Source organism: Labrenzia sp. C1B70, from assembly GCF_000475395.1.
Lineage (GTDB): Bacteria > Pseudomonadota > Alphaproteobacteria > Rhizobiales > Stappiaceae > Roseibium > Roseibium algicola.
In genome coordinates this window covers 416,205-435,059 of sequence record NZ_AXCE01000012.1, presented here as the reverse complement: position 1 = coordinate 435,059, position 18,855 = coordinate 416,205, and the positions used below count along the sequence as shown (strand labels likewise).

Annotated in this window: 20 protein-coding genes; 8 read left to right on the top strand and 12 right to left on the bottom strand. The window is 59.8% G+C overall.

The annotated features are described in order from the left end of the window. Nucleotides 1-17 precede the first annotated feature (17 nt). Together Q666_RS50300 and Q666_RS50295 are read right to left on the bottom strand one after the other, a co-directional pair. Nucleotides 18-1,058, bottom strand: a complete 1,041-nt coding sequence (locus Q666_RS50300; protein WP_023000744.1) for a PLP-dependent cysteine synthase family protein — start codon at nucleotides 1,056-1,058, stop codon at nucleotides 18-20. 36 nt (nucleotides 1,059-1,094) lie between these two features. Continuing rightward, a complete protein-coding gene (locus Q666_RS50295) occupies nucleotides 1,095-1,640 on the bottom strand; it encodes a helix-turn-helix transcriptional regulator (RefSeq protein WP_023000745.1) in 546 nt (181 codons plus the stop codon). 365 nt (nucleotides 1,641-2,005) lie between these two features. Between Q666_RS50295 and Q666_RS50290 the strand changes: the two genes are divergently transcribed. Together Q666_RS50290 and Q666_RS50285 are read left to right on the top strand one after the other, a co-directional pair. Beyond that, complete coding sequence (locus tag Q666_RS50290; RefSeq protein WP_023000746.1) at nucleotides 2,006-3,535, top strand: AMP-binding protein; 1,530 nt, start codon at nucleotides 2,006-2,008, stop codon at nucleotides 3,533-3,535. Next, nucleotides 3,532-4,335 (top strand): SDR family NAD(P)-dependent oxidoreductase, encoded by an 804-nt coding sequence (locus Q666_RS50285; RefSeq protein ID WP_023000747.1) that lies wholly within the window; start codon nucleotides 3,532-3,534, stop codon nucleotides 4,333-4,335. The genes Q666_RS50290 and Q666_RS50285 overlap by 4 nt, the downstream gene beginning before the upstream one ends. Before the next feature lie 69 nt (nucleotides 4,336-4,404). Here the strand turns inward: Q666_RS50285 and Q666_RS50280 are convergent, their stop codons facing one another. From Q666_RS50280 to Q666_RS50265, 4 genes are all read right to left on the bottom strand, one after another. Further along, nucleotides 4,405-4,884 (bottom strand): YHS domain-containing (seleno)protein, encoded by a 480-nt coding sequence (locus Q666_RS50280; RefSeq protein ID WP_023000748.1) that lies wholly within the window; start codon nucleotides 4,882-4,884, stop codon nucleotides 4,405-4,407. Between the two features lie 54 nt (nucleotides 4,885-4,938). Beyond that, the gene (locus Q666_RS50275; RefSeq protein WP_023000749.1) at nucleotides 4,939-5,796 is read right to left on the bottom strand and encodes a cysteine hydrolase; all 858 of its coding nucleotides are present in this window, start codon (nucleotides 5,794-5,796) and stop codon (nucleotides 4,939-4,941) included. 210 nt (nucleotides 5,797-6,006) lie between these two features. Beyond that, nucleotides 6,007-6,882, bottom strand: coding sequence for a HAMP domain-containing sensor histidine kinase (locus Q666_RS50270; RefSeq protein ID WP_023000751.1), 876 nt, complete (start codon nucleotides 6,880-6,882; stop codon nucleotides 6,007-6,009). Between the two features lie 291 nt (nucleotides 6,883-7,173). Continuing rightward, the gene (locus tag Q666_RS50265; RefSeq protein ID WP_023000752.1) at nucleotides 7,174-8,184 is read right to left on the bottom strand and encodes an AraC family transcriptional regulator; all 1,011 of its coding nucleotides are present in this window, start codon (nucleotides 8,182-8,184) and stop codon (nucleotides 7,174-7,176) included. Nucleotides 8,185-8,542: 358 nt separating this feature from the next. Between Q666_RS50265 and Q666_RS50260 the strand changes: the two genes are divergently transcribed. Next, a complete protein-coding gene (locus Q666_RS50260; protein WP_208993499.1) occupies nucleotides 8,543-9,085 on the top strand; it encodes a TetR/AcrR family transcriptional regulator in 543 nt (180 codons plus the stop codon). A gap of 42 nt (nucleotides 9,086-9,127) precedes the next feature. On the opposite strand, the gene Q666_RS50255 is transcribed toward Q666_RS50260, so the two are convergent. The 3 genes from Q666_RS50255 to Q666_RS50245 all read right to left on the bottom strand — a co-directional run bounded on the left by Q666_RS50255 (nucleotide 9,128) and on the right by Q666_RS50245 (nucleotide 11,717). Beyond that, nucleotides 9,128-9,613, bottom strand: coding sequence for a hypothetical protein (locus tag Q666_RS50255; RefSeq protein WP_208993902.1), 486 nt, complete (start codon nucleotides 9,611-9,613; stop codon nucleotides 9,128-9,130). A gap of 303 nt (nucleotides 9,614-9,916) precedes the next feature. After that, nucleotides 9,917-11,218 carry a hypothetical protein gene (locus Q666_RS50250; protein WP_139314232.1) on the bottom strand — a complete coding sequence of 434 codons (1,302 nt, stop codon included), beginning with the start codon at nucleotides 11,216-11,218 and terminating at the stop codon, nucleotides 9,917-9,919. A gap of 16 nt (nucleotides 11,219-11,234) precedes the next feature. Continuing rightward, nucleotides 11,235-11,717 carry a hypothetical protein gene (locus tag Q666_RS50245; protein ID WP_023000756.1) on the bottom strand — a complete coding sequence of 161 codons (483 nt, stop codon included), beginning with the start codon at nucleotides 11,715-11,717 and terminating at the stop codon, nucleotides 11,235-11,237. 124 nt (nucleotides 11,718-11,841) lie between these two features. Here Q666_RS50245 and Q666_RS65935 point away from each other — a divergent pair, with 124 nt between their 5' ends. Then, nucleotides 11,842-12,228 (top strand): hypothetical protein, encoded by a 387-nt coding sequence (locus tag Q666_RS65935; RefSeq protein WP_152533352.1) that lies wholly within the window; start codon nucleotides 11,842-11,844, stop codon nucleotides 12,226-12,228. A gap of 74 nt (nucleotides 12,229-12,302) precedes the next feature. Here Q666_RS65935 and Q666_RS50235 read toward each other — a convergent pair whose 3' ends face one another. Then, entirely contained in the window at nucleotides 12,303-13,265 is a 963-nt protein-coding gene (locus tag Q666_RS50235; RefSeq protein ID WP_208984205.1) for a helix-turn-helix domain-containing protein, read from the bottom strand. Nucleotides 13,266-13,454: 189 nt separating this feature from the next. Here Q666_RS50235 and Q666_RS50230 point away from each other — a divergent pair, with 189 nt between their 5' ends. From Q666_RS50230 to gstA, 4 genes are all read left to right on the top strand, one after another. Further along, nucleotides 13,455-14,537 (top strand): methyltransferase domain-containing protein, encoded by a 1,083-nt coding sequence (locus tag Q666_RS50230; protein WP_023000759.1) that lies wholly within the window; start codon nucleotides 13,455-13,457, stop codon nucleotides 14,535-14,537. A 261-nt stretch (nucleotides 14,538-14,798) separates the two neighbouring features. After that, nucleotides 14,799-16,019, top strand: a complete 1,221-nt coding sequence (locus Q666_RS50225; protein ID WP_023000761.1) for an NAD(P)/FAD-dependent oxidoreductase — start codon at nucleotides 14,799-14,801, stop codon at nucleotides 16,017-16,019. Between the two features lie 87 nt (nucleotides 16,020-16,106). Beyond that, nucleotides 16,107-16,511 carry a hypothetical protein gene (locus Q666_RS50220; RefSeq protein WP_023000762.1) on the top strand — a complete coding sequence of 135 codons (405 nt, stop codon included), beginning with the start codon at nucleotides 16,107-16,109 and terminating at the stop codon, nucleotides 16,509-16,511. Beyond that, complete coding sequence (gstA, locus tag Q666_RS50215) at nucleotides 16,508-17,113, top strand: glutathione transferase GstA (protein ID WP_023000763.1); 606 nt, start codon at nucleotides 16,508-16,510, stop codon at nucleotides 17,111-17,113. The genes Q666_RS50220 and gstA overlap by 4 nt, the downstream gene beginning before the upstream one ends. A 455-nt stretch (nucleotides 17,114-17,568) precedes the next feature. Here the strand turns inward: gstA and Q666_RS50210 are convergent, their stop codons facing one another. Together Q666_RS50210 and Q666_RS50205 are read right to left on the bottom strand one after the other, a co-directional pair. Beyond that, entirely contained in the window at nucleotides 17,569-18,192 is a 624-nt protein-coding gene (locus Q666_RS50210; protein ID WP_023000764.1) for a hypothetical protein, read from the bottom strand. Then, on the bottom strand, nucleotides 18,189-18,800 hold the full coding sequence (locus Q666_RS50205; protein WP_023000765.1) for a hypothetical protein: 612 nt from the start codon (nucleotides 18,798-18,800) through the stop codon (nucleotides 18,189-18,191). The genes Q666_RS50210 and Q666_RS50205 overlap by 4 nt, the downstream gene beginning before the upstream one ends. Nucleotides 18,801-18,855: the final 55 nt, after the last annotated feature.

Here is an 18,855-nt window from a genome sequence, read left to right as displayed (position 1 = left end):
TCAGCCCTGCTCCTAGTCTAGACCCAGCGTGCCAGTTCGTCTTCGTAGGGTGAGATATCGCCGAACTTCGCCGTGACCCAGTCCGGATTGTAGTAGGTATCGAGATAGCGCTGACCGCTGTCGCACATCAGCGTGACGATCGAGCCTGTCTCGCCTTTGTCGATCATCCGGCCGGCGATTTGCAGCGCGCCCCACAGATTTGTGCCGGTGGAAGCGCCCGCCTTGCGGCCGATCAGTTTCTCCAGCCACAGGATCGTTGCAATGCTTGCGGCATCGGGCACCTTGATCATGTCGTCGATGACGTCCGGCAGAAACGAGTGTTCCACCTTTGGCCGGCCAATGCCTTCGATCCGACTTGAGCAGTTTTCGGTGAGAGCGTGGTTCCCGGTACGATAGGCATCATAAAAGACCGAGTTTTCCGGATCGACCACGGTCAGGCCGGTGTCGTAGCCCCGGTAGCGGATAAACCGGCCAAGCGTTGCGGATGTGCCACCCGTGCCGGCGCTCATCACCAGCATCTTCGGCACAGGATGCGGCTCGAATTCCATCTGGTTGAAGATGCTTTCGGCAATGTTGTTGTTCCCGCGCCAGTCGGTTGCCCGCTCCGCATAGGTGAACTGGTCCATGAAATGCCCGCCGAGCTGTTCGGCAAGGTCCACCGCCGCGCCGTGCATCTCGGGCGCTGATCCGACGAAATGCGGTTCACCGCCGTAGAGCCGGATTTGCTCGATCTTGCTGTGGGCGGTGCTTTGCGGCACCACGGCAATGAATGGAACGCCGATCATTTGCGCAAAATAGGCTTCCGAAACGGCCGTGCTGCCCGACGAGGCTTCGATCACCGGTGTGCCTTCGCGGATCCTGCCGTTGCACAGCGCATAAAGAAACAGCGACCGGGCGAGACGGTGCTTCAGGCTGCCGGTCGGGTGGGTGCTTTCATCCTTCAGATAGATATCGACACCGGCGCAACTGAGGCCATGCAGCTTGAACAGATGCGTGTCGGCGGACCGATGCGCATCCGCGTTAATCCTGGCGACAGCATCCCGCACCCATTTGTCCATCGCAGTTCTCCCGGCAGTTGTTGCCCAAGAGTGGCGCTAAAGCGGAATGCCCGCAATATGGGCGATGAGTTCCAGGCTGTTGCGGGCGCTGAATTTCTTCATCAGCCGGGCCCGGTGGACCTCGACCGTGCGCGGTGACAGCCCGAGCAGGCGGGCGATTTCCTTGGTTGTATTTCCTTCGGCCAGCAGTTTGGCCACCTGGCGTTCACGCAGGCTCATTTCAGCCAGTGGCCGGTCTTCGGAAATGTCGGCAAAGCTCCAGACCGCCCGTGCGAACGGGGCTTCAAGGTTGAGAGACTGGCCACGCACGCGGCACCAGAACAGATCTCCGGATTTGCGGCGCATGATGCGTTCGTCCCGGTAGCGACCACTGCCTTTCATACGTTCCAGTCCGATCTTGCCGATGCGGAGAAACTCTTCCGAAGAGGGATAAAGGACAGACAGCGAGGCACCGGAAAGTTCCTCCGGCTCAAAGCCGAACATATCGGCAAGACGCGCATTGCAGCGTCGGATCTGCCGCTCTTCCGTCAAGGCCAGGCCGACGGGCGCATTGTCGAAAGCAAGCGCTGCGAAGTCGTCCATGGGCTCCCCGTTACGTGTTTTGACGGAATTTTCGCTCTAAGGGTCTGAAGAGTATCAGATAGCTGTCCCGCACGGCCGTTTTTCTGGAAACCACATCTGGTCCGGAAGAACCAGCGAGCCGAAGGGACGAGGGAGGTGCCGGGAGGAGACTGGCTGGGGTGTGTCCGGAGGAGGGCATGCCCGGTCGGTCATTCTTGTCCTGAGGAGCGAGCCTTGCTCGCGTCTCGAAGGATGGGCTGCTTGTCCGCAATATGCCGCCCGTCCTGCGAGACAGCGCTCGGCGCTTCCTCAGGATGAGAAAAGCGGGATGGCGGACCAACGCGGTCGCACTGCACCAAACGGCGTATCGGGGGGAGAAGAACAGGATGAATCCGGCAGAATGTTTATACCGGAGCGCGGCGAGAAACCCGCAGAGCCCGGCGCTGCTGCAGGGGACAGAGCGCAAGGCAAACTATCTGGAGTTTGCTCGTAGTGCCGGGGCCATAAGCGCTGCGCTTGCCGGCTACGGCATCGGCAAGGGAGACAGGGTCGCACTGTTTGCCGCAAATTCCACGCGCTATCTGGAAGCGCTTTACGGCATCTGGTGGCGTGGCGGCGCAGCCGTGCCGATAAACGCCAAGCTGCACGAAAAGGAAGCCGCCTGGATGGTGGAGAATTCCGGTGCAGAATTTGTGTTCGCCGACAAAAAGACCGCCGAGCTGGTGGCGCCATATCTGCCGGAGGGCGTGGGTCTTGTCTCGCTCGACAGCCCTGAATTCGGCGCCATGTGCCAGGCAGCGCCGCACACCACGCCGGAACCTCTGGATCCTGCAGATCTTGCCTGGCTTTTCTATACCTCCGGCACCACCGGCAGGCCTAAGGGCGTGATGCTGACTTGCGGCAATCTCGCTTCGATGGCGCTGAGCTACTTTGTCGATGTCGATGACGTCAAGCCGCAGGATGCGATCCTCTATGCCGCGCCGATGAGCCATGGTGCCGGGCTCTACAATTTCATGCACGTGATGAAAGGGGCGCGTCACGTTGTGCCGGTCAGCGGCGGGTTTGATGCCGCCGAAATCCTGCAGATCGCGCCTGTGATCGGCTCCATCTCCATGTTTGCCGCGCCTACCATGGTGCGCCGGCTGGTGGATGTCGCCAAGGCTTCGGGGGGCACTGGCCGGGGGCTGCGGACCATCGTCTATGCCGGCGGGCCTATGTACGAGGCGGACATTCTGGAAGCGGTTGAAGTGATGGGCGCACGGTTCGTGCAGATCTACGGTCAGGGCGAATGCCCGATGGGCATCACCGCTTTGCCGCGCGCCGAAGTTTGTGACCGGACCCATCCACGTTGGCGCGAGAGGCTGAATTCCGTCGGCACGGCCCAGTCCGTCGTGCGGGTCGCGATCGTCGACGCCGAAGGCCGCGAGCTGCCCCGCGGCGAAGTCGGGGAAATTGCCGTGCACGGAGATACGGTGATGAAGGGCTACTGGCGAAACGAGGAGGCAACAGCCCAGACCATCCGTGACGGCTGGCTGTGGACCGGAGACGTTGGTCGCATGGATGAGGACGGCTACGTCACGCTGCAGGACCGATCCAAGGACGTCATCATTTCCGGTGGCTCCAATATCTACCCGCGCGAAGTCGAAGAGGTGCTGCTGACACACCCGGCTGTGCACGAGGTGGCAGTCGTTGGCCGGCAGGACCAGGAGTGGGGAGAGATCGTTGTCGCCTTTGTTGCCTGTCACCCGGGCCAGAACGTGAGCGAGGCTGAGCTCGACAAGCTCTGTCTGGACCGGATCGCCCGGTTCAAGCGGCCGAAACACTATCATTTCCCGGCTGCCCTGCCGAAAAACAACTACGGCAAGATCCTGAAAACGGACCTGAGACAACAGCTCGAAGCGGAGGAAACGGCATGACAGATCTCATCGGAAAAACAGCTCTCGTCACAGGGTCCGTTCAGGGGATCGGTCTGGCGATTGCCAAGGCACTGGCGGGGGCAGGGGCACGCGTTGCCGTCCACGGTCTGGCGAACCAGGAAGAGGCGCAAGCGGCTGTGGCAGAGATCAAGGCTGCCGGGGCACCGGACGCCCGGTTCTTTTCTGCGGACATGCGCGACGTGGCGGCTGTCGAGACGATGATGGCGGACGTTGCCGCCTGGGGCGGCCCGGATATCCTGGTCAACAATGCAGGTATCCAGAAGACGGTCAGCTTTGCCGAGGCGGATGCAGCCACATGGGATGCCATCATCGGCGTCAATCTGTCAGGCGTCTACCATACGATGCGTCTTGCCCTGCCGGCGATGGCCGAACGCGGCTTTGGCCGTGTCATCAACATTGCTTCGGTGCACGGGCTGGTCGCCTCGGTCAACAAGGCGCCTTACGTGGCTTCGAAATTCGGTGTCGTCGGTATGAGCAAGGTGGCCGCGCTGGAATATGCGGCAAGTGGTTCCAGAGCCTCGGGTGGGGTGACGGTCAATTGTATCGCGCCCGGCTGGACGGAAACCGCAATCATCGAGCCGCAAGTGGCAGCCCGCGCCGCCCTTCATGGCGGCGATCGCGACAAGGGCGTTGCAGATCTTCTGGCGGAAAAACAGCCTTCCCACCGCACGTCCGACCCGTCTGAAATCGGTGCGCTGGCGCTTTGGCTGTGCAGCCCGGTGGCGCACAACGTGACGGGCGTGACCATCCCCGTCGACGGTGGCTGGACAGCTCAATAAGGCTGTCGACCACTAAAACGGCAGACGAGCCCCCGGTCGGGGCTCGTCTCTGTTTGGCTTCATGGGTGATCAGAGATCGCCAATGGCTGTCTCGCGGATCTCCGGCCACTTGGCGTAAGCACCGGCGAGAACCTCGTCCTTCTGCTCCAGGTATTTGTCGAAGATGACGGCGTTGACGAAGAGATAGAGCTTGCCGTCGACGATATCGGCAAAGCGGACGTCGCCATCGAGTTTCTTGCCGACATAGATGCCGAAGGCGCAGAAGCCGCCGAACTGCGGCAGGAAGCTTTCCGGAGCAGCGTCGAACTGCTCCTTGGTTTCGGCCGTGGCGAAGTAGTAGTCGACACCATCATGGCTTGAGGTGTGGACCGCATCGCCAAAGCCCGGGGTCGCGCCTGCGAACATGGAAACAGGGTCGATGCCGTGCATGCCGAGCGGATTGCCGTTGAGGGTGAGGCCGTTGGCAACGTTGTATTCGTCCGCAGCAAGGGCGGCGGTGGACAGAACAAGGGCTGCGGCCAGGGCCGGAAGGGCGAATTTGAGTTTCATTGGTTTGATCCAGTCTTGGGTTGGGGTAGTCGGTTTTGAAGAGAGTGCTGGCGGTCAGGCGGAACGGGCGATGCGTTCGACTGCGTCGTCGGTCCACCAGACGCCGTTGGCGACCATGCGGAAATTGATGATGGCGGCGAGGTAGCCGTCGCCCTCGGGCACCTTGGCGCCTGCGGTCGCATCGCGAACCACGGCCACTTCGAAGCCGAGTTCCAGAAGCTCGTAGAGATGGGCCTGCGTGCACAGGTTTGCGGACATGCCGGCCAGGATCACCTTGTCGATCCCGCGCTTGCGCAGCTGCAGGTTCAGATCGTTCTGCGCCGGGCTGTAGACCTTGTGCGGTGAGCAGATGACGGTTTCGCCGTCCTCGATGTATTTCTTGTACTGCGGCATCCAGTCGGCGCCGGACCCTTCGAAATTCTCCAGGGAGAGCGGGCCCGGGCGATCGAACATGCCGATGGAATGCATGGTCTTTTCCAAGGTGCCTTCGAACTGCCACTTGTGGTCGTGCGGATAATAGTAGTGGGGCGAGATGAACACCGGCATCGCGGCAGCCTTGGCCGCCTTGAACAGGCGTTCGATGTTGTCGACGGTGCCTTGCTCGGTGACGCTTTCGCCAACGACACCCCAGGTGACGCCGTCTTCGGACAGGAAGTCGATCTGCGGATCGGTGACGACAAGCGCGGTGCGGCCGGCTTCGATTTCCATGTCGATCTGCGGCAGGCCCGGTTTTTCCGGATCGGCATAGAGCGCACGGGCTTCTTCTGTTGCGGCGGTGGCGGAACCGGTGGCCATGGCGACGGCACCCACGGTTGCCGCACCGGCTGCCCCGGCAAGTAGGCGGCGGCGGGCGTGATCAACCGTTTCCGGTGTTACGCAGCAGGCGCAGGTCTTGTCATGTTCGTTGTCCATATGAAGTCTCCATTGCTTGTGTTGGACAGGGTTTGGGATGGGCAGCGCATCAACTTGAAACGCTGTCAGGTTCGCGGCCGATCACCGGGTGCCTGAAGGCACGGCTCTCCTGTTCCCGGCGCAGGGCCGGGTTGGCGTCGGAATTGGCCGCGTTCCATGGGGGCGGCACCGGCATGCCGGTGCCAGAAAGCTGAGGTTAGAAAGCTGAGGTCAGATAGTTGCGCGGTCCGGTGCCTTGCTGGCACGTTCGGGAACCTTCCGGCGGACTGAAGCCGGTTTCGCATCATTTGCCGGTAAGGCCGGCAGGCGCACGGTCAGAACCGCGCCTCTATTGCTGCTTCCGCCTCCGTTCTGAGCCGCAATCTTGCCGCCGTGGCGTTCGGCGATCAGCCGGGCGATCCAGAGGCCAAGTCCCGAGGACGGCCCAGGCCGGGCGGCCTTTGCCGAAAGCTGGGTGAAGGGACGGAAGGCCCGGGCAAGATCGGCAGCGGTGAAGCCCTGACCCTGGTCGCTGATACGTACGGAGATATTACCGTCATCTTCCCGGGAGATAGCGCAAAGAACGGTGCCGTCGTCCGGGCTGTGGCGCACCGCATTGCCGATGAGATTGTCGAAAGCCTCGAACAAAAGCTCCGCATCGCCGCAGATCAGACAGGGGGATAGGGACACGATTTCCAGACTGACCGCATGGCGGCGAGCCAGCGGTTGGTTGACGGCGACCGCCAGCGCCAGAACCTCGGCCAGATCAACTGGCCGCATCACACAAGAGAGCGGATCCCGTCCCTCCTTGCCGCGCTTGACCAGGGCGCTGAGACTGCCGGTCAGGTGCTGGAGGATACGGTCGGCCTTTGCGGCGTTATCCGCAATGGCGGGCTGACCTTCCCAGGTTGCGCATTGGGCAATGTGCTCGATCAACAGCGAGAGGTTGGCAAGGGGACCGCGCAGGTCGTGGGCGACGATGGAAAGCGTCCGGCCATACGCGTTGCTGTCGGTCAGGTTGTCCGAATGCGTCAACGCTGCCGGAAACGTCGAAGGTACATGGTCATGCCTGGCCGGACTGCGGGCCGTGATCTGTTCGATAATCATGTGGCGCTCCTTGTCTCAAAAGCCCTGGAGCGCTGCGGGAAAGTGCCCGGTGATGACCGCTCCGTCGTTCGGTGACTTTTGAATACGCGAGGAGTGCCTTCTTGGTATCGGCCGGGTCTGCCACTGTTTTGGCCCTATCTGCCAAGCCTGTTCTGACCTGCCAGAAGGCAGCAAAACAGGTTGAGCCCGGCCATGTTTGGCCGGGCTCTTCCGGGATTTGCGAATGTTTCGGGTTTTGCCAGATCTGGCCGCGACCGTTGCCGTGAGCCAGTGCGTCGGGCGGGTGTGTTCTCAGACGGTCGCGCTGTGTTGCCGGAATTGCGCCGGTGGCTGGCCGACCCAGCGCTTGAACGCACGGGTGAAGGTGCTCTGTTCGGAGAAGCCGGTCAGAAAGGCAATTTCGGCAATGGAACAGCTGCTGCCTGCCAGCAGCTCCCGGGCCAGCTTCGTCTGTGCCTCGCGCAGCATGTCGCGGTAGGTCAGCCCTTCTTCCGCCAGGCGGCGATAGAGGGTGCGCTCGCTCATGCCGAGATCACGCGCGACGGCAGCCGCGGAAGGTACGCCGCTGCTGAGCGTTTTCGTCAGGCGGTTCAGAAGATCGCGCGTCAACGCCCTGCCGGCTGGCAGGGCGTCGATTTCCGTCTCCAGATGATCGGTCAGGAAAGTGCAGACGCCTTGATCTCCAAGCCGGTTTGGCAGGTCCAGCATCGGCTGGGTCATTATAATTGCGTCTTGCGCTTCACCGAAGCGGACCGGACAGCCAAAAAACGCCGCGTAGCGCTCTGCATCGCCCCGGCAGGGATGGCGAAAGGTGATGGCCTCAATTTTCAGGCGCGGCCCCACTTGAGACACCAGATTATGAGCAAAGCCTGCAAGGGCGCACTCGTTACGAAGATGCAGGATCGGCTGAGGGGAGGTCTGCCCTGCAATGGAGAAGACAGCAAGTGGCCCGTCTTCCTCCAGGCAATATACTGCGGTGTCGGTCACCAGCCGGAAGTAGCGCTCGATCAATTGCAGTGTGGTGCGAAGAGTGGGCGCGGTTTTGATGGCAAGGCCGAGAACGCCGAGATCGTCCGGTTTGATTTTCTGCGCATAGGCAAACACCAGACCTGTTTCATCCGGATACCAGCTGCGTATCCAGTCGAGCAGCTCGAAGTGGGCTGTGTCCGGTATGCGGCCGTCCTCGGTGCGCACCTCATGGCGCACGGTTCCATCTGCTGCGACCAGCTTGCCGTCGCTGGTCATGGTCAGTCCTGCGGTAGCGGCCATGGTGTGCGCAAAGGCGGCAATGACACTGGCCATCGTCAGACCCCTCTTGCTGCACGGTACGTCGGGAAAGGGGAGTGAGCTTGCGCCAGTTCAGAGCGCGCACCGGATACAGACCAGCTGGCAAGAGCCACGTAGTACCAGTGAGACCGTTTCCCGGAACAAATGCCGGTGTCTGCAAGAATGTGAACCGCGATCTGACTTCCGGACATGACTACCGCCTTCCTGATCGAAAACGTGACGTTGAGGAATTTATACAGACAGGTCTGTCTATATGTCAATAAGCCGTGATAACCTCGTGTGAGGATGGACGAGAAGGGGGCGAACAGGATAGTAAAGTAGACAAACCTGTCTGTATATGGAGATGATGGTGCAATCACGCCGAGACGAGCTCGTGGATACAGCGCTCAGGCTGTTCTACACCCGCGGGTTCAATGCGACCGGAATAGACAAGATCCTCGCCGAGGCGGGGGTGGCCAAGATGACGCTCTACAAACACTTCCGCTCGAAGGAGGAGCTTATTCTGGCCGCGCTCAACCGCCGGGACGAGCAGTTCCGCAACTGGTTGATGGGCGAAATGGAAAAAGCCTCGCCGCGGCCGCGAGAACGGCTTCTGGCCATGTTCGACGCGCTGGAGGACTGGTTCAACGGCCGTGCCTTCAAGGGGCTCGGCTTCAACGGCTGCGCCTTCATCAACGCGGCGAGCGAATTCGGCGACCACCAGCACCCGATCCACCGCACGGCGGCCGAGCACAAACAGCGGATCGTCGATTACCTTGAGCCCCTGTGTCGTCAGGCCGGCGCCGAAGACCCGGCAGCCCTTGCCGAACAGCTTGCCCTTTTGAAGGAAGGCGCCATCGCCACCGCACAGGTGCGCGGCATGCCGGCTGCCTCCAGAACCGCAAGGGCCATCGCCGAAACGCTGATCCCCGCCTGAGGAAGCGTTTGGCGGGACAGACCGGTCGAGTTTCTGGCAGCATCAGATGCGGAAAGCGATGCCGGTCTGCTGTTCGGCCAGCTTGCCGAAATGCAGTTTCAACAGCTTGTGGTCATCCTCGGTCGACGTCTGGAAACTGCGCCGCTCGGTGTCCTTGACGATCAGGAAGGCAGCGGCCCAGATGCCGATCAGAAAACCGGTGTCGTCGCGCAGCTCCAGCCGGTGGCCGATCAGGTCACTGCCATCCAGCCCCACCGCATCCTTGCTGCCACAAACCTCCAGGCAAATCAGTCCGTTCTCGTAGAACCGCCAGGAGATCTTGTGCAGGACACAGTCCTTGATTGTCTGGTCCGACGTCCAGACGAACTCCTTCCAGGTGACCGGTTCCTTTTCCGGGCCGATTGCACCGGTGTTGTGGATGTCGGATGCCATCTGCCGGTGCGTGGAAAAATCGAGTGTTGCGGAAGGTCGGGACAGCGGGATCCAGGCCGTGCCCGTTTCCCCTGTCACGGCCTTCTGTAACGCCACAAACCGCTCCCTGGCCTCATCACTGACACCAAGTTTCCCCAAAAGGGGTTTTGCAAAAACCGAAGCAAGCTGAATCACGACCGCCTCCCGTGGTGGGCGTTACCGGATCATCCCGTTTAGAGGATGGAGGGTAGGGTACAGGGGCGGCAAGGGTATGACGAGAAAAAGCGAGCCGATTGGCTGGAAGGGGCCCGGAACTGGCAACTTCGAACGTGGTGAAAGCCGATATTGCCGCCCCGGCACGACGTTGGCCTGACCTGAGCTGTGGTCCGTGTGCCCCGCACACAGCAAAGGCAAGATGTTCTAGTCGTTTCTCAAAGCGCCGACACGATCCACGATATCTGCGCATTCGGCACGGCTCTGAGGTCCGCAGGTGGCGTTCAGTCGCGCAATCACGTTGGCAACTGCCGACGGAAAGGCGATGTTTGTGTCCTCCACAATGTATTCAAACAGCTCTTTGTACTGCCTTGCGTTGTTCACGCTGTAGAAAAAGGCGCGGGGCAGATAGGTTCGCAATTCGTCCTGTAGTTCCTTGTTGTCCTTGAACTGGTCAGGCAACTGGACAGGGTCCAGCGGAAAGTCCTGGGGTTGCTCGCCTTCCTGAATATCGAAATAGAGAAAGGCGTTCTTGACGTAGCGCGGCAGTGGTTGACCGGCGATCGGGTTGCGTTTGCGGCAGGTAACGGTCTGCGCCAACCCGCCAAATTTGTAGAAGTCCGGATTTGTCCATTCGGAATCGCGATAGGCAAAGACAGTGAAGTCAAGCGCCACGGGACCCTCATCGGACTCGGTACCGACACCTAGCTCGGAATTCAGCCGTCCGACATAGTGCGTACCTTCCGCATTCAACTCGACCTTGCCGACATCAAACAGTTCCAGCGCTTTCAACGACCAGTTCAGGCTGTTGACGTCCCAGGTCAGAGGCAGAGTATCGTATTGATCTTTCGGTACCTTGATCAACGGTTGAACCGGGCGTGTCAGCCCGCAGCCGGTTGAAATCTCTGAAGCATATCCGTCGTGAACCTTCAGGCGCGGGTGCACTCTGTCCTTGACGCGTGTGGAATATCCCCGCGCTTCATTCTGATCGAAAGCGTCCAGAGTGTGTATGATCCGCAGTTCCGATTGCGGGTTGTAAAGAACAAGCCTTTCATCGTCTTCTTCTTCAATCTTGAAGGAATAGCCAATGCCGACTTCAGCCTCCAGCGTACAGGCAAGATCCCGGCATCCCGTATAGGATTGATGCGTGACCACATCTGTCGTGTCGCGGTTTCCAAAGTCGTTTGCCGATATATCGCGGGCCAGAACCGCTACGGGGATCCCGTAGTGTGTCGTACCCTCAAGGTACTCTGATCGTCCCGGTACCGTGCTTCTTTCAAGATTGAACATGATCGTCATTCCGGGCAGGAAAGTCGCAAGTCTGTTTGCCTCCTTTTCCGCGCCCGAATAACTCTTGCTGCCTCTGAGCTCGTTGTCGCCAATTTTGGACAGCGCGAATGTGCCGCCAACGACCCAGCGTGCTCCTTCGGGGATATCGCCGGTCGGGTCCTGAGCGCATGCGACAGAAATTGAGCAGATAAAAAGCAAGCTGTGAAACATACATTTCATGATCAGGCATCCTTTCTTATCTGAAGTTCTGCGCCATCTCGTGCAGCGATGCTCCAAAGGTGGCTGCGAAGCCGTCTATGTTCTGCTGGGTCACTTGCGACGGTGTTGAGTACATCAGTTCTGCCTGGTCTTGCAGCTCGACCAATTTCGGGAACCCGGAAGTCGGGTAGATCGCCTTTAGTTCCAGGAAAATCGTATTCAACTCCGTCAGGAAGGTCGCGATATCGCTTTTGCAGGAATTCGTCGAAAGGGTGCTAACGCTTCGCGTACAATCAAGGGCCAGAAAAGCGTCTGAAAACCGCGTGGTCAGCTTGGATAAATGGCTGTTCCTGAAGGTGTTCAGCGCATCGCGTTTCGACGCGACTTCGATTTGGTTGTCGACCCTGGCGATCAGGAATTGCGCGAAAAACACGATCACAAGGCCGGAGAGCACCGCTCTGAAGGTGATCTCCACCAGGCTTTGATTGAGCGACTCTTTCTTTCCCGACCAGAACGACACGCCTTACCTCACCAGTTCGAGAAAGCCTTGAACGTGCCGAACCTTTGAAACGGACAAGGCTCCAGACAAGCTGTTCTAACAGCGCTGATATCTCGGGTTGCAGGCTTCAACCGGAACTGTAGACATGGTCGTGAAGGCGATCGTCGCGGTAAAGAGTACTGCAAAAAACGTGTGCATATTCCACGTCATCTCGAACTCCATATTTAAAAACGATATAAATCTTATATCTACAACTTATTCGATAACTTCCGTTACGTCAATATTTGATGATTTGTCAGGCAAAGCTGCCAACCTTGACGGTCAGCAAGACGGCGGCCCGGATGGCAATCAGGAATCTGGTGTCGTCGCGCAGCTTCAGCTGGTGGCCGAACGGCTAGCTGTCGTTCAACCCCTCCGCCTGCCTGCTGCCGCAGGCCGCCTGACAACCGGTTCCCAGGCCAGACAGACCGTTGGTGTTCTTCGCAGCGAAAGACTGCTTTGCCTATTTCGCCACGTGCTGCGAAGCGCATGAACGGCAGTTGCCTGGAACAGCAGAGATGTCGATGCAAACCTGGTGGCCCGGCTTGTAAGGGATAGGGAGCAAACTCAGGATGAAACCGGAACCAACGCTTGCCATTTCTTTCGATAAGCAGACGCCGAGGTCCCGACGCGCTTTCGGAATGCCGATCGGAAACTCGAGGGTTCGGTATATCCGATCTCGGCTGAGATTTCCTCGATCGACATCGCCGTCGTCTCCAGCAGCTGTTTAGCTTCCTCGACACGCAAAGTCTGCACATAGTCGGCTGGCGCCTGTCCGGTCGCCTTCCTGAAGCGACGCAGAAACCCGCGCTCGGTCATTTGGGCCATTACCGCCATGGCGGTTACGGGACTTGATCTGTGGTAATTTCGTGCGGCCCAGACCTGCGCCTCTGCAATCAGCTGGTCATCATGTTGTCGCCCGGAGGCAAGGGATGCGTATGTCAGTTGGCCCTGGTCATGTGGATCGATCAAATAGATCTTCGCGATCCTGCGGGCTTCTTCTGTTCCGGCGAACCGTCCGATCAGATACAACATGAGATCAGCCCACGCCGAGGCACCACCTGCGGTGACCACCTGGTGACCGTCCCCTGCCGCGACGAGAATGCGTTCACGGCAAACCTTCACCTTCGGGAAGTTTCGTCCAAGCATATCCGCATAGCCCCAATGCGTCGTCGCTTCCTTGCCGTCCAACAAACCAGCTGCACCCAGAAGGATTGAGCCAGAGCAGACGGAGGTGACAATCGCGCCGCGTGCGTAGGCTTTACTAAGCCAGTCCGCGACCGGGTTAAACTCTTCCGGCAGGTGGCCATTTGGGTCGAGGTGCAAATCGGACACGATAATCAAGTCGGGTTCCGGCGCTTCGGTCAGCATCCCGTCAGGTGTGATCTTGCGCCCGTTCACGTCCCAATAAGGTGCGCCATCGAGGGTTCTGAGGCTGACCTGAAACACCGGCGATTGCGCAGGCAAGCCGTGCAACATTTCCCAATCGCGGCCCACGGAGGCCAGCACGTCAAGGATCGAGAACAGCACGGACGTTCCGGTCAAGCGTGTTCCTATAACGGTCGTGTTCAAGCTCATATTGCACAAAACCCCTCAACTTTAGTCTGATTATCACCGTTTCATTCTTTTTCACTTCTAACGTGCTTGGCGGATTTGGTCCATCTCCATGGTCAGGACAGCGGCAGATCGTGCTGCACATTACCACTTCAGGAGCATCGGATGACCTACCAGAACCCAAATCTTGCATTCAACGAAGCGAAAGCCGAAGCCTTCGCCGAACGCTTTGTCGGTACGCTGAACGAAGCGGCACTCGCGATCATGACCTCTCTCGGGCACCGCGCAGGACTGTTCGATGCGCTTGGGGCCAACCCCGGCCTCAATTCGCAGGTGCTTTCGCAGAAGGCCGCTGTCAATGAACGCTACCTGCGTGAATGGCTCGGCGTGATGGTGACGGCGGGTGTCGTCGACTATGACCCGCGGGCGAGAAGCTACACGTTGCCTCCGGAGCATGCCGCGTTTCTGACCCGTAGCGCCAGCCCGGACAACATGGCCGTCACGACCCAGTTCATCAGCATCGCGGCGTCCATCGAAAACGAACTACTGGAGCGTTTCCGCAGTGGCGAGGGCCTTTGCTACCACCATTTCGATCGCTTTCACGAGGTGATGGCCGAGGACAGTGCGCAGTTGGTCGTCGCCAACCTTGTGAGCGCTATCCTGCCGGTAGTCCCGGGCCTGATCCAACGGTTGGAGGACGGCATCGACGTGGCCGATTTCGGCTGCGGACGAGGTCTGGCGATGATGGCGCTGGCGAGCGTTTATCCAAACAGTCGCTTTCACGGTTTCGATCTTTGCGAGGACGCTTTCGCAGAGACGGCCGCTGAAGCCAGAACCAAGGGTCTGGAGAACCTGCACTTCGAAGCGCGTGATCTGTCGGCCGCAATCGAGTTGGGCCGGTTCGATCTGGTGACCGCCTTCGATGCGGTTCACGACCAGGCGGATCCCAAGGCGTTTCTGCGGCTCGTGCGGCAGTCAATGCGGCCGGGCGGCGTCTTCCTGATGCAGGATATCGGTGGGTCGCGCGATCTTGAAAAGAACATAGCAAATCCCTTCGCGCCGCTCTTGTACACGATCTCGAGCATGCACTGCACACCCGTCTCCATCGGCCAGGGTGGTCCGGGGTTGGGGGCGATGTGGGGAGTGGAGACGGCCGAAGAGTACCTTGCCGAAACCGGCTTCGCATCGGTCGAAACCCACCGGCTGCCGCACGATCCCATCAACGCGTATTTCACAGCCCGGATCTGACCGGGCACCGACAAGGACACATGACATGACGATCATATTGCCGTTCGTCGCCGGGCCGCACAGGACTGTCTCAAGTCGCATGAACAGCCTTTGGCAACGGATCAGAGAAGCGCGCGAAAAACGACGCTTTCGCCGGAATTTCGGAGACCTCTCGCGGCTTTCGGACCATCTCCTGCAGGATTTGGGCCTCGAACAATACGCACATCTGCGTGACCCCGAATTTCCTCAGCATTTGCTGAGAAGACACCGAAAGGACTGACCATGAAGTCCCAACAACATGTCAGCACGCTTGTTATCGGAGCAGGACTTTCGGGTCTTGCCATGGCACGCTCTCTTTCCGATCGTGGCCTTCCGGTCACCGTGCTGGAAGCACGGGACCGGGTTGCTGAACCCTGGCGGGCGCGGCATCCGGCGCTTCGGCTCAACATACACCGCAAGTTTGCCAGCCTGCCCGGCCAGAAGGCGCCAAAGACTGATGGCGTCTTTCTGAAGCGTGACACCGTAGTGGAATTTCTTGAAGCCTATGTCGCGGGACTGGAAACACATGTCCGATACGGCGGGAAGGTGACCGGGGTCACCCGTACGCCTGACGGGTGGTACGTCTCCACCGCGACCGGTGACTATCAAGCAGACAATCTGGTTATCGCAACAGGCCGCGAAAACATTGCGCACATTCCGGACTGGCCGGGGCGCGACCAGTTTTCGGGCGAGTTTCTGCACTCGGCCGACCTCGGTGATGTGTCCCGCTTCGACGGCAAACGTGTTCTGGTCGTCGGCGCCGGGAACTCGGGTACGGACGCGCTCAACCATCTCGCGCGGCACCAACCGGCAGAGGTCATCGTGTCTGTCCGCTACGGGCCTGCAGTCGTACCACAGCGCATTTTCGGGTTTCCGCTGCACCGACTGGCCCGGGTCTTTGCAGCCCTTCCAGCCTGGGTTCTGGATCCGGCCTTTCGGCTGACCGAGCGGGTTTTTCTTGGCAATCTTCGCCGATACGGGCTGACCACCCATCCAGAAGGAGGCGGAACCCGGCTTTTGCGGGACGGTGTCACCTTCGCGATCGATGACGGATTCGTCGCCGGCCTGAAGACCGGGCGGTTCCGGGTCGTTCCCGGTGTTGACCGCTTCGAGGGGGACAACGTCATCCTCACGGATGGCTCAAGCTGCGCACCCGACGTGGTCATCGCGGCAACAGGCTATCGCACGGGGCTGGAACCGCTGCTGGGACATCTCGGCGTGCTCGACCCCAATGGGGTGCCGCAATACCCGATGGGCGAGCGTGATCCGGAAAACCCGGGTCTCTGGTTCACCGGGTTCAAGCCGATTTTTACCGGTTATTTTGATGCCGCCGGGATCGCAGCCAACAGGATTGCCGCCGGGATCGCCGCTGACACGACGCATGGCGTACCTTCTGACGACCACGGAGCGCGGAAGGTTCATGCCGACAACGGACGGTCAATCCCTGCAAACGCAACCGCTTGATGTAGCCGCCCGGGGTCGGTGCAAGCCCGGCATGTCGGTAACCCGGGCTGCCTCGGGCGCAACACGCTTCGAACAGGAACCAAGAGAATGAAATTCGTCAAAATCTGCTCACGCGCAAACGGCGACTCCCATTTTTCGGATGAGTTCTGGACGCTTTCGGACGGTGATTTCACGCCACCTTCGCCAAAGGGCTACAGTGTCACCGAAACCATAGATGCAACCGGCGTTCTCATGATGCATCACCCCCCCGGGTACAAGGACGAATGGCATTGCGCGCCTGTACCTGTTCTTGGAACCGTTCTCGGTGGCTCGGTCCGCATTGAAACGAGCGATGGAGACACGCGGCTGCTATCTCCCGGTGATCAGTTCCTGGCTGCTGACCTGCATGGCTCGGGACACAGGATGGAGGAAGCGAACGGTCGGGCTTATGACGTTGCGCTCGTCCTGCTGGATGGCATTCCTGACATGGGGTCCGGAGGGCAATCGGAATGAAACTCTATTTCATGCCGGGAGCCTGCTCGCTGGCACCGCATATCGCTCTGCGTGAGGCCGGTCTGGAATTTCGATTGATAAAAGTCGATTACAAATCACGACGGACTGAAGAAGGGGACGACTTTCGCCAGATCAACCCCAAAGGGTACGTTCCGGCACTCGAACTGAAGGAGGGCCAACTTCTGACCGAAGTCCCCGTGATCCTGCAATATATCGACATGATCCGTCCCGAGGCCCGCCTGTTGTCGGACGCCGCACTGGAGCGCCTGAGAGCCCTGGAATGGCTGAATTACATTGCAACCGAGGTTCACAAAAGCTTCAGTCCGCTGTTTCGCCCGAAGACGCCGGAGGCATTTCTGTCTCCAGGCCGCGCGCACTTGTCGCTGCGGCTGAATGTGATTGAGCGGCATCTCCAACAGCACAGATACCTGATGGGCCCAGCCTTTTCGCTGAGCGACGCCTATCTGTTTACCGTTTGCCGTTGGCTTGACGATCAGAAGCTTTCGATTGCGGACTGGCCAGCCTTGCAACGACATTCCGATGACGTTGCAAGGCGGCAGGCTGTCTGTGATGCCCTGGCGCGCGAAGGTTTGGCAGACTAGGGCTGGCCTAGCCGCTGACGAGACTGGGTGGTGCGGAACGGGTGCTTACCCTGTGACGAGGTGAGAGCTCCACGCACGGCCTGTGCCGGCAGCGAACGCACCGCCAGTTGGCAGTGCGTCGCCGGCCAGAGCGGCGTGGGACACAAGAGCCATCGTCAGAGCGTCAGGAAAAGAGAGGCGGTCTAAGCGCAGGATCTGCGTGTGGGGGGACGAGAATGGTCTTTTCCAGCTGCGACTTGGGTATTGCCGGAAACCAATTTCTCTGCCGCCACTCCTCGGTATGTTCCTGATGTACTTCGTCGACACAGGTGAGTGCCGCTCAACATATTCGTAAATACCGGGGATCGGCTGGCTGGTTCCACCTACCAATTCTGAACAATCATGACGAATTCTGACAATGTCGCTTCACTTGAAGCGCATCGGGAACGCAGCGGAACGGGCTCTGCGCAGGAGGCCTATGTCGTTTTCGCAAGCTCTGCGGTAGTCCCCTTCAGATACGGCAGGAACCCGTCCAGAAACCGGGTTGTCGCCGGCATGAAGTGGCTGCCGTGATGGTACATCGGGTCAAGAGACGTGATCAGCAGGCGGCCGGGGGTGGAAACCGTGTCCTCGTAGAAGATCGAGCCGAGATCTCCGACATCGACCAGCGACTGCGCCCCGTCTGGCACCTGGAAATAACCGTGATAGTGCCAGGTGACGTCGGCCAGGGAGAGCCGGTTGAAGAGGGGATGGTCGGGCGTTGCCAACTTCAGGCCGATCTCGCCGCCTTCCTTCCACCACCAGAAATTGGTCGGTGTGTCCGTCCAGTTCACATCGGGCAACCAGTCCGGATGTCCGGTGGAGCCCATGGCGACAACGGTCTTGCCGCTTGCCAGAAAGTCGGCGATCTGTTCGCGCCGGGGGCGCAGCACCGAAGGATCTGTGCGGCAGGAAACAAGCAGGGTGTCGACGCCGGACAGATCTGCTTCCGGCAGGTCGCGCGTGTAGATGATCTCGTCGAAAAAGTCGCGGTAGCGTGGCTCGTAAATGGTGCGATGATGGTAGTAGGTGCCGGCGTCGAGCACTGCGAGCGTGGTCATTGCTGGGGTCCTTTTCCGCTGGCCCAGGCGCAGAGCTGCGGGGCAATGCGCGCCGTTGTGTCGCTGGAGCCGACGTACATCCAAAGATCATTACCGGCATGCATGAAGATGCGACCGCCGGACGGGCGCTCATAGACCCAGTCGCAGGGCAGGCGGTCCGGACCGACACCGTGGAGGCTAACAGCACCTTCCGGCGGCGGGTTGAAACCGCGGGCGTAGAAGCCGGCAACGCCCCGCCGATAGGTCAATTCCTCGGTTGAAACGCCTTCGAACACCGGGTGGTCGGTCAACCGGTGGATTTGCAGGTCTTCCAGCGAGAAGCGGTTCAGGGGAACGAAAGGCTGGAATTCGGGCAGCATTGGCCAGGCAACATGGCCGTTGAATACCAGCGTGCCGCCAGCATCCAGAAACTGTTCGATCTTCGCTGTCAGGCTGCCGAAAAAGCGCTGGTCGAGATGGGCCGGCAGGCAGAGCGCGCGATAGCGCGACAGGTCGGCGGTTTCGAGGTCGTAATGGCCGATCACGTCGATGTCGGGCGCATAATCACCAACATCGGGCAGGTCGTTGCCGGCGCCCTTGATCGGTTTCAGAAAAAGGCAGGATGCCATTCGGGTCTCCCGGAAAGGCCCGGACGGATAACCGTCCGGGCAAAGGTCAGGCGCA

Coding starts and splice junctions, on each gene's coding strand:
- Q666_RS50300 (WP_023000744.1), bottom strand. CDS start 1,058: ATGGACAAATGGGTGCGGGATGCTGTCGCCAGGATTAACGCGGATGCG.
- Q666_RS50295 (WP_023000745.1), bottom strand. CDS start 1,640: ATGGACGACTTCGCAGCGCTTGCTTTCGACAATGCGCCCGTCGGCCTG.
- Q666_RS50290 (WP_023000746.1), top strand. CDS start 2,006: ATGAATCCGGCAGAATGTTTATACCGGAGCGCGGCGAGAAACCCGCAG.
- Q666_RS50285 (WP_023000747.1), top strand. CDS start 3,532: ATGACAGATCTCATCGGAAAAACAGCTCTCGTCACAGGGTCCGTTCAG.
- Q666_RS50280 (WP_023000748.1), bottom strand. CDS start 4,884: ATGAAACTCAAATTCGCCCTTCCGGCCCTGGCCGCAGCCCTTGTTCTG.
- Q666_RS50275 (WP_023000749.1), bottom strand. CDS start 5,796: ATGGACAACGAACATGACAAGACCTGCGCCTGCTGCGTAACACCGGAA.
- Q666_RS50270 (WP_023000751.1), bottom strand. CDS start 6,882: ATGATTATCGAACAGATCACGGCCCGCAGTCCGGCCAGGCATGACCAT.
- Q666_RS50265 (WP_023000752.1), bottom strand. CDS start 8,184: ATGGCCAGTGTCATTGCCGCCTTTGCGCACACCATGGCCGCTACCGCA.
- Q666_RS50250 (WP_139314232.1), bottom strand. CDS start 11,218: ATGAAATGTATGTTTCACAGCTTGCTTTTTATCTGCTCAATTTCTGTC.
- Q666_RS65935 (WP_152533352.1), top strand. CDS start 11,842: ATGGTCGTGAAGGCGATCGTCGCGGTAAAGAGTACTGCAAAAAACGTG.
- Q666_RS50230 (WP_023000759.1), top strand. CDS start 13,455: ATGACCTACCAGAACCCAAATCTTGCATTCAACGAAGCGAAAGCCGAA.
- Q666_RS50225 (WP_023000761.1), top strand. CDS start 14,799: ATGAAGTCCCAACAACATGTCAGCACGCTTGTTATCGGAGCAGGACTT.
- Q666_RS50220 (WP_023000762.1), top strand. CDS start 16,107: ATGAAATTCGTCAAAATCTGCTCACGCGCAAACGGCGACTCCCATTTT.
- gstA (WP_023000763.1), top strand. CDS start 16,508: ATGAAACTCTATTTCATGCCGGGAGCCTGCTCGCTGGCACCGCATATC.
- Q666_RS50210 (WP_023000764.1), bottom strand. CDS start 18,192: ATGACCACGCTCGCAGTGCTCGACGCCGGCACCTACTACCATCATCGC.
- Q666_RS50205 (WP_023000765.1), bottom strand. CDS start 18,800: ATGGCATCCTGCCTTTTTCTGAAACCGATCAAGGGCGCCGGCAACGAC.